13 protein-coding genes are annotated in these 13,544 nt (G+C 64.8%); 4 read left to right on the plus strand and 9 right to left on the minus strand.

Going from position 1 to position 13,544, the window contains the following annotated elements; genetic code table 11:
- Window positions 1-99 precede the first annotated feature (99 nt).
- Entirely contained in the window at window positions 100-2,073 is a 1,974-nt protein-coding gene (locus tag AC2FNS_RS02185) for a lytic transglycosylase domain-containing protein (protein ID WP_496710728.1), read from the plus strand.
- Here AC2FNS_RS02185 and AC2FNS_RS02190 read toward each other — a convergent pair.
- Together AC2FNS_RS02190 and mnmC2 are read right to left on the minus strand one after the other, a co-directional pair.
- Window positions 2,047-2,916: a DMT family transporter gene (locus AC2FNS_RS02190; RefSeq protein WP_496710729.1), complete on the minus strand. Its 870-nt coding sequence runs from the start codon at window positions 2,914-2,916 to the stop codon at window positions 2,047-2,049. The genes AC2FNS_RS02185 and AC2FNS_RS02190 overlap by 27 nt on opposite strands.
- Entirely contained in the window at window positions 2,913-3,578 is a 666-nt protein-coding gene (gene mnmC2 / locus AC2FNS_RS02195) for a tRNA (5-methylaminomethyl-2-thiouridine)(34)-methyltransferase MnmC2 (RefSeq protein ID WP_496710730.1), read from the minus strand. Before mnmC2 ends, AC2FNS_RS02190 begins: the two co-directional genes overlap by 4 nt.
- A gap of 55 nt (window positions 3,579-3,633) precedes the next feature.
- Between mnmC2 and AC2FNS_RS02200 the strand changes: the two genes are divergently transcribed.
- Window positions 3,634-4,668 (plus strand): NAD(P)/FAD-dependent oxidoreductase, encoded by a 1,035-nt coding sequence (locus tag AC2FNS_RS02200; protein WP_496680391.1) that lies wholly within the window; start codon window positions 3,634-3,636, stop codon window positions 4,666-4,668.
- Here the strand turns inward: AC2FNS_RS02200 and AC2FNS_RS02205 are convergent.
- The 4 genes from AC2FNS_RS02205 to AC2FNS_RS02220 all read right to left on the minus strand — a co-directional run bounded on the left by AC2FNS_RS02205 (window position 4,660) and on the right by AC2FNS_RS02220 (window position 7,645).
- Complete coding sequence (locus AC2FNS_RS02205) at window positions 4,660-5,469, minus strand: HTD2 family dehydratase (RefSeq protein ID WP_496710731.1); 810 nt, start codon at window positions 5,467-5,469, stop codon at window positions 4,660-4,662. The two genes, AC2FNS_RS02200 and AC2FNS_RS02205, sit on opposite strands and share 9 nt — an antisense overlap.
- 49 nt (window positions 5,470-5,518) lie before the next feature.
- On the minus strand, window positions 5,519-6,061 hold the full coding sequence (locus AC2FNS_RS02210; protein ID WP_496680388.1) for an NADPH-dependent FMN reductase: 543 nt from the start codon (window positions 6,059-6,061) through the stop codon (window positions 5,519-5,521).
- Window positions 6,062-6,193: 132 nt separating this feature from the next.
- Entirely contained in the window at window positions 6,194-6,865 is a 672-nt protein-coding gene (locus AC2FNS_RS02215) for a YiaD family glycine zipper/OmpA-like lipoprotein (protein ID WP_496710732.1), read from the minus strand.
- Between the two features lie 132 nt (window positions 6,866-6,997).
- Window positions 6,998-7,645, minus strand: coding sequence for an RluA family pseudouridine synthase (locus AC2FNS_RS02220; protein ID WP_496710733.1), 648 nt, complete (start codon window positions 7,643-7,645; stop codon window positions 6,998-7,000).
- Window positions 7,646-7,741: 96 nt separating this feature from the next.
- Here AC2FNS_RS02220 and AC2FNS_RS02225 point away from each other — a divergent pair, with 96 nt between their 5' ends.
- Window positions 7,742-8,152, plus strand: coding sequence for a nuclear transport factor 2 family protein (locus tag AC2FNS_RS02225; protein WP_496680383.1), 411 nt, complete (start codon window positions 7,742-7,744; stop codon window positions 8,150-8,152).
- 2 nt (window positions 8,153-8,154) lie between these two features.
- Window positions 8,155-8,868, plus strand: coding sequence for an SGNH/GDSL hydrolase family protein (locus AC2FNS_RS02230; protein WP_496710734.1), 714 nt, complete (start codon window positions 8,155-8,157; stop codon window positions 8,866-8,868).
- Here the strand turns inward: AC2FNS_RS02230 and rarD are convergent.
- From rarD to AC2FNS_RS02245, 3 genes are all read right to left on the minus strand, one after another.
- Window positions 8,859-9,764 (minus strand): EamA family transporter RarD, encoded by a 906-nt coding sequence (rarD, locus tag AC2FNS_RS02235; protein WP_496710735.1) that lies wholly within the window; start codon window positions 9,762-9,764, stop codon window positions 8,859-8,861. The genes AC2FNS_RS02230 and rarD overlap by 10 nt on opposite strands.
- 264 nt (window positions 9,765-10,028) lie before the next feature.
- Window positions 10,029-12,482 carry a GcvT family protein gene (locus AC2FNS_RS02240; RefSeq protein ID WP_496797435.1) on the minus strand — a complete coding sequence of 818 codons (2,454 nt, stop codon included), beginning with the start codon at window positions 12,480-12,482 and terminating at the stop codon, window positions 10,029-10,031.
- A 90-nt stretch (window positions 12,483-12,572) separates the two neighbouring features.
- Complete coding sequence (locus tag AC2FNS_RS02245) at window positions 12,573-13,544, minus strand: GlxA family transcriptional regulator (RefSeq protein ID WP_496710737.1); 972 nt, start codon at window positions 13,542-13,544, stop codon at window positions 12,573-12,575.

Below are 13,544 nucleotides of genomic sequence, written 5' to 3' on the forward strand. Positions count from 1 at the left end.
GTCGCGGGCCGACACGAATTTAGGTTTCTTGAGTTGATCCCGGCGGCGCAAGGTTTATCCTGAATGGCTGTATCCACGGTTGGTCGGGAAATGCAAGGGATGACACGGATTCTGGCGCTGATTGCCACGGCGATTCTGGCGATGACGATGCAGATCGGAAACGCGCGCGCCGACAGCGTGGCCGACCTGCGGGCCGGACTGGCGGAAATGCGTGCCGGAGATTGGAACGAAGCCCTACGCGTCGCAGGCGCGCGCGGCTCGGTTTCGCGCGACATCATCGTGTGGCACTGGCTGCGCCAGGGATTCGGCAGTTCGGGCGACGTTCTGGTATTTCTTGACCGGCGGCCCGACTGGCCCGGACTGGCCTGGTTGCGCCGCAAAAGCGAGCCGACCTTCACCGGCGCCGACCCCGACCGGGTTCTTAAATTCTACCGGGACACCCCTCCGCAAACGGCCGAAGGCGCCCTGAACCATGCCATCGCATTGATGGCGAAGGGACGGGTCGGCGACGCGCAGGCCGATATCGTGACTGCGTGGCGCACCATGCCGATGGGAGAGGGCCTGCAAAAGGACTACGTTGAAAACTTCGGCAAACTGCTGAAACCGCATCATCAGGCCCGGCTGGACCGGATGCTGTGGGACGGGCACCTGATCAGCGCGGCTCAGATGCTGCCGCTGGTGGGCAGCGACTATCGCAAACTGGCCGAGGCCCGGATCGCGCTGCAAAAACGCGCGCCCGGCGTGGATGCCAAGATCGCCGCGGTGCCCAAGGCGCTTGCCGATGATCCGGGGCTGGCCTTCGACCGTTTCGTATGGCGTGACCGCAAGGAACTGGACGACAGCGCCATCGACCTGATGCTGACCCGCTCGACCAGCCCCGAGGCCCTGGGCGAGCCCGACAAATGGGCCGAGGGGCGGCGTCGGCTGGCGCGGCTGGAGATGCGTCAGGGCGATGCGAACCGCGCCTATGCCATTGCCGCCAACCACCACATGACCCCCGAGATGGGCTATGGCTATGCCGACCTCGAGTGGCTGTCGGGGTTTCTGGCCCTGCGCAGGCTGAACGATCCCGACACGGCGGTGCGGCATTTCCAGAATTTCCTCGGCGCGGTTCAATCGCCGATCTCGATGGGTCGGGGCGGGTATTGGCTGGGCCGGGCCTATGCCGCGCAGGGCAACGCCGAGAAAGCCTATGAAGCCTTTGCCTTGGGGGCAGACTATCAGACGTCGTTCTACGGGCTGCTGGCGGCCGAACAAATCGGCCGCCCGTTCGACGACGATCTGGCCAACCCGCGCCGGGCGCCACATTGGAAACAGGCCGATTTTGCGAATTCCAGCGTTCTGAAGGCCGGGTTGCTGCTGCTGCGCGCGGGCGAACGCGACCTTGCCGAACGGTTCCTGACCCATCTGGTCGAGGGGCTGGACCCGGTACAGGCCGGCCAATTGGGCGACCTGGCTATCGAGTTGAACGAGCCGCACCTGGCCGTGATGATCGCCAAGCGCGCGGCGACCGAAGGGGTCGTTCTGCCCGCGGCCTATTACCCGATGCACCCCGTGGCCGACATGCGCCTGCCGATGGCCGAAGAGATGGTTCTGGCCATCGCCCGCCGAGAAAGCGAGTTCGACCCGGTAGTGGTCAGCGGCGCGGGTGCGCGCGGCCTGATGCAGGTGATGCCCGCCACCGCCAAGCTGGTGGCGCAGGAATTGGGCATTCTAAGCGGGCACAAGACCCCTCGGCTGACCGCAGACTGGCAGTACAACGCCAAGCTGGGGGCCAATTACCTTGCCAAATTGGCGGCCGATTTCGACGGAAACGTCGTGATGATGGCCGCCGGCTACAATGCCGGACCGAACCGGCCGATCTCGTGGAGGGAACGCTACGGCGACCCGTTGCGCGGCGAGGTGGACATGATCGACTGGATCGAGACCATCCCGTTTTCCGAGACCCGCAACTATGTGATGCGGGTGACGGAAAGCCTGCCCGTCTATCGCGCGCGGCTGGGCAAGCCGGCGCTGCCTATCCCGTTTTCGAGGGAACTGAACGGATCAACCCTGGCGGCGTTCGCGCCATAGGGTGAACAGCCCCGCGGCCACCACCAGCGCAGCGCCCGCCACCACGGCAGGGCGCAGGGTTTCGTCAAAGATCGTGATCCCCAGGATGGCGCTCCACATCAGGTGGAAATAGGCAAAGGGCTGCACCGCGCTGGCCTCGGCCATCTCATAGCACTTGATCAGCAGCCAGTGCCCCAGAACCCCGGTCACGCACAGCAGGCCCATCCACAGCCAGTCGCGCGGCACCATCGGCTCCCAGAACCACAGGCCGATCGCGGTCATGAACACGGCGCCCACCACGCCGGTCCAAAAAAAACTGGTGGCGGTGCTGTCCTGACGCGCCACATAGCGCGTCAGCAACCCGTAAACCGCGAACATAAACGCCGAGATCAGCGGGATTACCGCCCAAGGGTTGAACACGCCCATCCCCGGCTGAAGGATGATCAGAACGCCGATGCACCCCACCCCGATCGCGGCCCACCGGCGCCAGCCGACCGTCTCGCCCAGAACCGGCCCGCTGAGCGCGGCCACCAGAAGCGGATAGCAGATGAACACCGCCTGGCTTTCGATCAGGCCTAGGATGGTGAACCCATAGACCGCCACGCAGATCTCGCCCGCCAGCAGAAGGCCGCGCAGGATCTGCAACCCCGGCTGCCGGGTCCGCGCCGCAGCGGCCAGACCACCCGGCGCCCGCGCCGCAAGCGCCAGCACGAAAAGCGCGAAGAACCAGTATCGGATCATCACCACCATGTAGGTGTTGTAGGTGCCCGCCAGGTGACGCGAGATCCCGTCCTGCAGGGCAAACACGATGGTCGCGCCGACCATCAGGGCAATGCCGGCCTTCACGTTGTTCTGCTGGCTCATGGCTTGACCGCCCGGGTCATGTGCCGCTTGCGGCCATAGCCCGGTGCGCGGGCAACCTCGAACCCGGCCTCCTGCAGGCCGCGGCGCACGAATCCGGCCGCCGTGTAGGTGGCCGCCGTGCCGCCGGGGGCGGTGTGATCGGCCACCTGCCGCATCAGGTCCGGCTGCCACAACTCGGGGTTCTTGGCCGGTGAAAACCCATCGAGAAACCACGCATCCGCCTGGCCGCTCCACCCCGGAAGCGTCTGGCGGGCATCCCCTTCGATCACCGTCAGGCGCAACGACCCCAGGTCACAGGTCCCGCCCTGCCACGCGTCCAGAAACCGGCCTGCCCAGGGCGAGATCCGGGGAAAAGCCGCCAGCGCGCGCGCCATGTCGGACGGGTCCATCAGAAACGCCTCGAAACTGGTGAAGGTCAGCGGGCCGCTCTGCCCCGAGGTCTCCCACGCGGCCCAGGCCGTCAGCATGTTCAGCCCAGTGCCAAAGCCCAGCTCAGCGATGTGAAAGCCGGGGGCGAACCGGGCCGGCAGGTCATTGCCCGCCAGAAAGACGTGGCGGGTCTCCTCCAGCCCGTTTTGCAGGCTGAAATAAGGGTCGTCGAACCGGTTCGACACCGGGATGGTTTCGTCCGTCCACGACAATTCGGCGCGCTGGTCTGCCATTAGGGAATCCTGTAGCTAGGCGGCGCGACACTGAACAAGGGAAAGAGGTTTGGCAATGGTCGATGTTACGATCCGCGGCGCCGGGATTTTCGGCCTGTCCATCGCCTGGACCTGCGCCCGGCGCGGGGCCAGGGTTCAGGTCGTGGACCCGTTCGGACCGGGCGCCGGCTCCAGCGGCGGGCTGGTTGGGGCGCTGGCGCCGCATGTGCCGGAAAACTGGAACGACAAGAAGGCGTTTCAGTTCGAAAGCCTGCTGATGGCCGAACCCTTCTGGACACAAGTCGAGGCCACCGGCGGCGTGTCGCCCGGCTACGCCCGGTTGGGGCGGCTGCAGCCGATCGCCGATCAGCGCGGGCTGGACCTGGCGCATCAACGCGCCGAGACCGCCCGCAGCCTGTGGCAGGGCCGCGCCGATTGGACGGTGCGGCGGGTCGAGGAGGTCGGCGCCTGGTGCCCGCCCAGCCCCACTGGATTTGTCATTCACGACACGCTCAGCGCGCGGATGCACCCGCGCCGGGCCTGTGCCGCGCTGGTGGCCGCCCTTGCCACGATGGGGGTCGAGGTCGCTGCCGAAGCGCCCGACCGGGGCCGGGTGATCCATGCCACCGGCGTGGCCGGGCTGCTTGAGCTGTCGCGGGCCTTCGGCAGGACCGTCGGATCTGGCGTCAAGGGGCAGGCGGCCTTGCTGCGCTTCAACGCGGGCGACGTGCCGCAGCTGTTTGCCGATGCGATCCACATCGTGCCCCATGCCGACGGGACGCTGGCAATCGGATCGACGTCCGAGCGCGACTATGATGACCCCACCAGCACCGATGCTGCCCTGGACGACGTGATCGAACGCGCCCTGCGCGCGGTGCCGGTGCTGCACGGGGCCGAGGTGATCGAACGCTGGGCCGGTGTGCGCCCCCGCAGCAAAAGCCGCGCGCCGATGCTGGGCGCGCATCCACTGCACAAGGGTCAGTTCATCGCCAATGGCGGGTTCAAGATCGGGTTCGGCATGGCCCCCAAAGTGGCCCAAGTCATGGCCGATCTGGTTCTGGAAGACCGCGACACCATCCCCGAGGGTTTCCGACCCGACGCGTCACTCTGACTGCGCGACGGCGCAGGCCTGCATGCACTGCCGTCCGTCCGGCCCACGCACCCAGAGGTCATTCCCGTTGCGGCACAACGTGGCCGGTTCGAAATGCATCAGCGGCGACGAGGCCCGAAACGAGAACTCGGCCAGCGGCCCCAGCAGATCGGTCGCCAGCAGCATCAGATGCTGCGCCAGCAACGGGCCATGCACGACCAGCCCGTCATAGCCTTCGACATCGCGGGCATAGTCCAGATCATAGTGAATGCGGTGGCCATTGAAGGTGAGCGCCGAGTAGCGGAACAGCAGCGTCGAATCGAACCTGACGGTGCGCGCATCGGTCTCGTCGGTCCGCGCGACAGGCGGAATCGGCTTACGCGCATCCGCTGCGGGGTCCTGGCGATAGACCAGATCCTGCCATTCGGTCAGGCACAGGGTTCCGCCCTGACGGATCTCGTGGCGCAGGGTGACGAAGCCCAAAGGCCCGGTGCGTCCAGTTTTCGTGGTAGCCTGCTCAAGTACCGAGCGGCGCTCGGCCATCACGCCTGCGCGCAGCGGCGAGTGAAAACGCAGCCGCCCGCCCGCCCACATCCGGCGCGGCAGCCCAAGGTCGGGGATCAGCCCATCCCCTACGGCCGGGTGCCCGTCGCGCCCAAGCTCGGCCGGCGGGCGCGGGGACCAGAAATACAGCTGGTGAAAGAAGGGCGGCAGTGCTGAGCCGGCCTCGATCGATGCGGTTTGACCCAACGCAATCTGCAAGGCCGCGGCGCGGGCAGGGTCCATCACGTCGGTTTGGGTTTCGGCGGAACGGTCGGTCATGGCGGCACCCTAGGCCGCGCCCATCCGGCCGGCAAGATGGCCCATCGGCCTAAAACCCGGCTTCGGCCCGCAACTTCTGCATCAACTCGCGCAGCGTCGCCTCGTATCGGTCGCTGATCAGTCGTCCCTGATCGTCGAATTCGTTCGAACTGTCGGCCAGGTGCAGTTCCGGCCCTGCCAGAACGCGCGGCTGAAACGGCACCATGAACGCCCGCAGGATCATCTGCGCCCGTTCGCCCCCGGCCCGGCCTGCCGCCGCCGACATCACCGCCACAGGCTTGTCGGCCCAGGGCCGCCCCTTGGTGCGGCTGACCCAATCCAGCGCGTTCTTCAGCACGCCCGACGGCCCCTTGTTGTATTCGGGCGTCGAGATGACCACCGCATGCGCCTGGGTGATCTGATCCGCCAGCAATTGCACCTTGTCCGGTATCCCGGCGCTGTCTTCGAGGTCGCCATCATAGAGCGGCAGGTTCAGATCAGCCTCGATGAACGTCCCAGGATTGAACAACCGGGCGGCCTCTCGCAGCAGCCTGCGGTTCGTGGCGTTCTGCCGCAACGAGCCGGACAGGCCCAGAAGGATAGGGTCGGACATGGGGAAACTCCATCATCGTGTCTGGTTGCAGTTTAGCCGTTCCAGCCGCTAACCATAGCGCGCTTGACGCGCAGTCAATGTGCAAAAAGAAGGGGTCGCGCGCCGCGACCCCATCGTGTTGTCTGTCGCGTGTCAGGCGTTCCCGCTGGGCACGATCACGATCTCGACCCGTCGGTTCTGTGCCTTGCCCTCGGGCGTCAGGTTCGAGGCGATCGGCTGATTTTCACCCCGCCCGATGGTCGTGATGCGCGCATAGCTGACCCCGTTGGCCTGCAGGATGTCGGCGACCGCATTGGCGCGACGTTCCGACAGGGCCTGGTTGTAGCCCGCATCGCCGTCGCTGTCGGTATGGCCGATGATCTGCACATTGGACTTGGGGTAATTCACAAGGTTCTGACCGACCCGTACCAGATCGGCCCGCAGCGCCGGACGAACAGTGGCGCTGTCGGTGTCGAAGGTGATGTCGTTGGGCACGGTGACGATCAGCCGGTCACCGGCATTCACGATGGTGATGCCGTCATTGGCCAGTTGCTGGCGCAGCTCGGCGGCCTGTTTGTCCAACTGGTTGCCGATCAACCCGCCCCCAGCAGCACCGATGGCCGCCCCGGCCAACGCGCCCAGTCCTGGGTTGGAATCATTGGCGATGGCCCCCACACCAGCCCCGATCAGGCCACCCAGAATGGCTCCCTGCCTGGCGTTCTGGTTCGGGTCGTCCTGCACTCGCAGGGTCCCCGGATCGGTACACGCGCCCAGAATAAGGGCAGCGCTCAGTCCCAGCGGCAGCGCGAATCTGGAAATCGTCATGGAATCACCTTCTGCTCCTGTACCCGTTTTTCGGGCTACTTCGTTGACGACATTTTATCATGCCAGCAGCAATACGGCTCAAGCGACAAAATGGCGAGATCGGCGAATACCTGCCCGCCGGGGCAAAGAGGGTCAGAAATCTGGCGCGGAGCGGAATTTCATCGACACGCCATCCTCGGGGTGTTTGACGCGCAACTCCTCGGAATGCAGCATCAGGCGCGGAAAATTCCGCGCGGGCCCTTCGGCATAGAACGGATCGCCCAGAATGGGATGGCCAAGCGTCTGCATGTGGACCCGCAGTTGGTGCGAGCGCCCGGTCTTGGGATACAGGCGGATGCGGGTCGTGTCGCCGTCGTGCCGGACCACGCGCCAATCGGTCAACGCAGGCTTGCCGGTTTCATGGCAGACCATCTGCCGCGGCCGGTTCGGCCAATCCACGATCAATGGCAGATCGACGGTTCCGGCCTTGGGTTCGACCCGCCCCCAGACCCGCGCGATATAGGTCTTGCGGGTCTGCCGGTTCTCGAACTGCTGGCCCAGGTATTTCTGCGCATGCGGCGTCTGGGCAAAGATCATAACCCCCGATGTGTCGCGGTCCAGCCGATGCACCAGCAGCGCCTGGGGAAAGGCCGCCTGAACGCGGGTCAGGAGGCAATCGGCCAGATGCGCCCCCCGCCCGGGCACCGACAGCAAACCCGCCGGTTTGTTCACGACGATTACCTGCGCGTCCTCGTGCAGCACGTCCAGCGGGGTTTGGGGCGGATCATAGGTATCGCTCATGCGCGCTGCCTATCGCAGGGCGTGGGTTCTCGCAACGTCGTCCTTGCGATGGGGGTGCTGTTCGCGCAACTCTCACCCCCAAGCGGAGGAGACGAGATGCACCCGACGATCGAACGCATACAGGAGGTGGTTGCCAAGGGCGACGAGAGCCTGATCCACGAATTGCTGGCCGAAGATGTGCGGTTCATGCCGCCGACCTACTACAGCACTTGGACGGGACGCGCGCCGGTGGCGGCGGTGCTGGCCCATGTAGGCCAGGTGTTTTCCCAGTTCCGCTATCGCCGGATCATGGGCGCGGGCAAGGACTGGGCGCTGGAGTTTCAGTGCAAGGTCGGCGATCTGGACGCGGTGGGCGTGGACCTGATCACTCTGAACGACGACGGGCTGATCCAGACCTTCGAGGTAGTCATGCGCCCCTACAAGACCATCGGCGCGCTGCGCGAGGCGATGATGGCGCGCGTGATGACCGACGCCCGTTTCCTGGAATTCAAGTCAGCGTTGGGCTGACCATGGCTGCCCCCGTCGGCGTGGACCAGATCGCCCGACTGCCTCTGCTTCCGCTGCTGGCGGTGCAGGCCTTACTGGTGCGCCAACGCGCGCTGCGACTGCCCGAGCCATCCGGCCCGCGCGAGGGGCGTCATGGAAAAGGCCCCCGACTACGCCTGCTGATTGCCGGCGACAGCTCGGCGGCGGGCGTCGGCGCCGGCACCCAGGATCAGGCGCTCTCGGGGCAATTGATCCGCCAGCTTGCACCGCATTTCAGCGTCGAGTGGTGCCTGATCGCGACCACCGGTCACACCACGCGGGACACGATCGAGGCACTGAGTGACATGACCGATTCCTTCGACGTTGCCGTCACCGCGCTTGGGGTGAATGACGTGACCCGTGGTGCGACGGTCAAACAGTTCCAGAAACACCAATCCGATCTGTTTGACTGCCTCACCCGCGACCTGGGTGTCCGTCGTATCATCGCAACCGGCGTCCCACAGATGGAGCGGTTTCCGGCCTTGCCGCAGCCTTTAGCCTGGGTGTTGGGCCGACAAGCGGCGCGTCTGGACACCGGGTTGCAAAAGGCCATGAGCCGGTATCCGCAAGCGCGACACCTGGCCCTGACTCTGCCGGACGATCCGGCCCTGGCCGCACCGGACGGGTACCACCCCAGCCCCAAGGCCTATGCTCTCTGGGCCCATCAGGTGGCTCGGTTGATCCTCGATCAGGCCTGACCGCGCACCTGCCGGATCATCGGCAGTGAATACACCACCAGCGCCGACCAGATCAGCGGAAATGCAATCATCCGTCCCCGGTCGACCTGCTCGCCGAAAACGGTGATCGCGGTGATGAAGATCATCGTTGGCGCGATGTACTGAAGGATGCCCATGGTCGACAGCCGCACCATCTTGGCCCCGTTGGCATAGACCAGCAGAGGCACCGCCGTGACGATTCCTGCGCCCGCCAGAAGCAAAGTGTCGCTGGCCACCAAACCAAAATGCCCTTCGCCCATGGCACCCAGCCAGGTCACATAGGCCAGCGCCGGCACCAACAGGATCAGCACCTCGAGCAGAAAACCCTGGTTCGGCCCGATGGGCAGAGACCGCTTGAGAAAGGCATAGAACCCCCAGCTGATCATCAGACCCAAGGCGGCCCAAGGCAGGCGCCCGGCCTCGAGGATAAGAACCAGCACGCCCAGGGCCGCCAGACCAACAGCGATCTTTTGAGTGCGCGTCAAAGATTCCCGCAACAGGATCGCCCCCAGCGCAATGCTGAACAGTGGGTTGATGTAATACCCCAGCGCCGCATCCAAAGCGTTGCCGCTGGCAATGGCCCAGACATAGATAGCCCAGTTCACCGAGATCAGCGCAGCAGTCAGGCAAGCCATTCCCAGCATGCCCGGATCACGCAGAGCAGCCTTCAGATCGCCAGTCCGGCCCAGCGCGATCAGCAGCAGCCCCGCAACAGGCACCGACCAAATAATCCGATGGGCCACCACTTCGACCGGAGAAATATGCGCCATGGCCTTCATGTAAAGCGGCAGGAACCCCCACAGCAGATAGGCCGTGACGGCGAGGGCCAGCCCCTTGGGCGTGTCCCCAGAGTCGGTGGTGAATGCGGGCTGCGCCATTCAGGTTCTCCGAGCGTTGTACCCGGTTCATATGGCAGGTTGCGCGGCGAAGGGAATACGGATTTCTGTTGCGTCGGCCATCACGGGTCTTGATCGGACACGACACGTCCCGCCTTGTTTGAAGAATATTTTGCGAGGCTCTGCCTCGCGCTCCGGGATATTTGGGGCCAGATGAAGAAGGGGAGAGCCCACTTCATCTGGCTGAAAATATCCCGGGGAAGACGCCGAAGGCGGCGGGGGCAGAGCCCCCACCAATCCGGCAGGTCACACCTTCACCCGTTCGGATTTCGGGTCATACATCGGCTTGAGCGACGCCTCGGCCCGGACTTTCGTTCCGCACACGTCGATCTCGTAGGTCGAAGCCAGCACGTCCGCAGCCTTTTCCCCCTCGCAGGGCACGTAGCCCAAACCGATGGCACCGCCCAGCGTGTGGCCATAGTTGCCCGAGCTGAGATAGCCCACATACTCGCCATCCCGGATGATCGGTTCGTTGTGGAAAAGCAGCGGCTCGGGATCGGTCAGGCGGAATTGCACCAGGCGCGATTTCGGGCCGCTTTCCTTGCGGGCGATCACCGCTTCGCGGCCGATGAAGTTACAACCCTTGTCCACCTTGACGGCAAAGCCCAACCCGGCATCCACCACGTGATCCTCGCAGGTGATGTCATGGCCGAAATGGCGGAAACCCTTTTCGATCCGACAGCTGTCCATCATGTGCATGCCGCAGAGTTTCAGCGCCATCTCCTGCCCCGCTTCGTGCAGCGTTTCAAAGACGTGGCCCGCCATGTCGGACGAGACGTAGATCTCCCAGCCCAGCTCGCCCACATAGGTGACGCGGTGGGCGCGGGCGAGGCCCATGCCGATCTCAATCTCCTGCGCGGTGCCGAAGGGGTTTGCCGCGTTCGAGAAGTCGTTGGGCGATACCTTTTCCAGCAAGGCCCGTGAATTCGGCCCCATCACCGCCAGAACGCCTTCGGCCGCGGTGACATCGGTGATGACCACGTTGTAGTTCCCTGCGTGGCGCATCATCCACGTCTGGTCCGCCAGACGCGTCGCCGCCGGGGTGACCACCAGATAGGCTGTCTCGGAAAGGCGGGTGACGGTCACGTCGGCCTCGATCCCGCCGCGGCGGTTGAGAAACTGGGTATAGACGATCTTGCCCACGGGCACCGCATAGTCGCCGCCGCCGACATAGTTCAGGAACTTTTCGGCATCAGGGCCTTCGACCCGGATCTTGCCGAAGGAGGACATGTCGTACATGCCCACGTTCTCGCGCACCGCGCGGTGTTCCGCGGCCGAATTCTCGAACCAGTTCTGGCGCTTCCAGCTGTAGCGGTATTCGCGCTCCTGCCCTTCGTTCGCGAACCAGTTGGCGCGCTCCCACCCGGCCAGTTCACCGAACACTGCCCCGTGTTCTTTCAGGTGGTGGTGGAACGGCGTCCGGCGCAAACCGCGCGCTGTGGCCTTCTGACGATAGGGGTAGTGGTCGGCATAAAGCAGACCCAGCGTTTCCTTGGAGCGTTCGAACAGGTATTTCCTGTTGCCCTGGAAGGGCTGCATCCGGCTGATGTCCACATCGCCCAAGTCAAAAGGTTTCTCGCCGCTGTCCATCCATTCGGCCAGCGCCATGCCCGCGCCGCCCGCCGATTGGATCCCGATCGAGTTGAAGCCAGCGGCGACCCAGACATTGTCCATCTCGGGCACAAGGCCCAAGTGATAGGCATCGTCGGGCGTGAAGCTCTCGGGGCCGTTGAAGAAGGTGTGGATCCCCGCCTCGGCCAGCATCGGCATGCGGTTGCAGGCGGCCTCGAGGATCGGTTCGAAATGGTCGAAATCCTCGGGCAATTGGTCGAACTCGAAACTGTCGGGGATGCCGTCCATCGCCCAGGGCTTGGCGTTGGGCTCGAAGGCGCCCAGCAGGATTTTCCCGGCGTCTTCCTTGTAATAGGCGCATTCGTCCGGCACCCTCAGCACCGGAAGCTGGGTCAGGCCCTCGATATTCTCGGTCACGATGTAGAAGTGCTCGCAGGCGTGCAGCGGCACGTTGACGCCCGCCATGCGGCCGACCTCATGCCCCCACATGCCGGCGCAGTTGACCACCATGTCACACTCGATATGGCCCGAGGCGCTGCCATCATCAGCCACCCAGTCCACACCCGTAACGCGGCGGCCCTGTTTGGCGATGTCGGTGACCTTTACCCGCTCCTTGACGATGGCGCCGCGCTGACGCGCGCCCTTGGCCAGCGCCAGCGCGATGTTGGCCGGGTCGCCCTGCCCGTCCAGCGGCAGATAGACCGCACCCTTGACCCCACCCAGATTGAGATGCGGATACAGTTCGGCCACCCGCTCGTTCGAGATCTCCTCGACCTCGACTCCGAAGGCGCGGGCCATTGCGGCCTGGCGATAGATCTCTTCCTTGCGCTCCCCCGTCAGCGCCACGGTGATCGAGCCGCAGCGTTTGAAGCCGGTGGCGACGCCGGTTTCCTCTTCGAGTGAGCCGTAGAGTTCCTGGCTGTATTTCGCCAGCTTGGTCATGTTGGCGGTGGCGCGCAGCTGGGCGATCAGGCCCGCCGCGTGCCAGGTGGTGCCGCTGGTCAGCTGCTTGCGTTCCAGCAGCACCACGTCTTTCCACCCTTTCTTGGTCAGGTGATAGGCGACCGAGCATCCGATCACGCCGCCGCCGATGATGACCACGCGGGCCTTGCTGGGAAGATCAACCATTCCGATGTCTCCGAATCTTGGGTCTTGCGCGAAGTCTGCCACGGGAAGGCGGCAGGAAATCCATCAAAAACGTCACGAAACCGGCGATAATCACCGTGAGCCGGGCGTGCGCCTCTGACGGCGCATGACGAAGGGGGTAACGCCGTAGACGCTTTTGTAGATGGTCGAGAACCCGTTCGGGAACCCGCAGGCCAGCCCGATCTCGCGCACGCTCATGGTGGTGTTCAGCAGCAGGTTGTTGGCCTTTGCCAGCCGCATTTCGCGATAGAACCCGTTAGGCGTGGCGCCGAGATAGGTCTTGAACTTGCGCTCCAGCGAGCGGTTCGACAGGCCGAGGGCCGCGACGATCTCGTTGATCGGCACCGGGTCTTCGATATTGGCCTGCATGATCTTGATGCACTGGTCCAGCTTGTCGTCGCCGGTGGTGGTCGCATTGACGCCCGAGAAGGGCTGCATCGAGCCGAAATCGCGGATGTTTTCATGCAGCATGATGTCGGCGACGGTCATCTTGGCCGCGCCCGAGACATGCCGGCCGATCAGCGCCAGCGTCACATCCACGGTCGCGCCCATTCCGGCACAGGTGACGACGGGGCCATGTTCCGTCGCGATCGAGAACTTGGCGTTGAATCCCGCCCCGCGTTCGCGCAGGAACGAGGCGTTTTCCCAATGCGTCGCGTGATCCTCGGCGCCCTTGTCCTTGATGTAGCGGCTGGCGGCCTCGGCCAGCAGAAAGACCTGCGCGCCGCGGTGGGTATAGTCCGAGATCACCCGCGCCAGCGACAGGTCGGGGTGGTCCGGGTCGGTGTTGCCGATGACGAAGAGGTAATCCGCAGTGGGCTGCCGGATCACCGGCTCGGTCTCGACATAAGCCCCGGCGCGGCAGGCGACCGTGCCGCCCCGGAGCGAGCGGTAGGTATAGGTGAAGGGCGGCACAGGGCAGACCCGGTTGGCGATGCGCAGCACGTCGGCCACCCCGGCCAGTTCAGTCAGCACAAACCCGTCGGCGACGAGGATGTCCACCTGCCATTGCCGTTCGGGATAGGGTGCCGTCCGCTCTGCCAA

It is taken from the genome of Ruegeria sp. BHSA191, from assembly GCF_059613325.1.

What these genes read in the sequence shown, in the direction of transcription:
- AC2FNS_RS02185 (WP_496710728.1), top strand. Translation starts at nt 100, where the DNA reads ATGACACGGATTCTGGCGCTGATTGCCACGGCGATTCTGGCGATGACG.
- AC2FNS_RS02190 (WP_496710729.1), bottom strand. Translation starts at nt 2,916, where the DNA reads ATGAGCCAGCAGAACAACGTGAAGGCCGGCATTGCCCTGATGGTCGGC.
- mnmC2 (WP_496710730.1), bottom strand. Translation starts at nt 3,578, where the DNA reads ATGGCAGACCAGCGCGCCGAATTGTCGTGGACGGACGAAACCATCCCG.
- AC2FNS_RS02200 (WP_496680391.1), top strand. Translation starts at nt 3,634, where the DNA reads ATGGTCGATGTTACGATCCGCGGCGCCGGGATTTTCGGCCTGTCCATC.
- AC2FNS_RS02205 (WP_496710731.1), bottom strand. Translation starts at nt 5,469, where the DNA reads ATGACCGACCGTTCCGCCGAAACCCAAACCGACGTGATGGACCCTGCC.
- AC2FNS_RS02210 (WP_496680388.1), bottom strand. Translation starts at nt 6,061, where the DNA reads ATGTCCGACCCTATCCTTCTGGGCCTGTCCGGCTCGTTGCGGCAGAAC.
- AC2FNS_RS02215 (WP_496710732.1), bottom strand. Translation starts at nt 6,865, where the DNA reads ATGACGATTTCCAGATTCGCGCTGCCGCTGGGACTGAGCGCTGCCCTT.
- AC2FNS_RS02220 (WP_496710733.1), bottom strand. Translation starts at nt 7,645, where the DNA reads ATGAGCGATACCTATGATCCGCCCCAAACCCCGCTGGACGTGCTGCAC.
- AC2FNS_RS02225 (WP_496680383.1), top strand. Translation starts at nt 7,742, where the DNA reads ATGCACCCGACGATCGAACGCATACAGGAGGTGGTTGCCAAGGGCGAC.
- AC2FNS_RS02230 (WP_496710734.1), top strand. Translation starts at nt 8,155, where the DNA reads ATGGCTGCCCCCGTCGGCGTGGACCAGATCGCCCGACTGCCTCTGCTT.
- rarD (WP_496710735.1), bottom strand. Translation starts at nt 9,764, where the DNA reads ATGGCGCAGCCCGCATTCACCACCGACTCTGGGGACACGCCCAAGGGG.
- AC2FNS_RS02240 (WP_496797435.1), bottom strand. Translation starts at nt 12,482, where the DNA reads ATGGTTGATCTTCCCAGCAAGGCCCGCGTGGTCATCATCGGCGGCGGC.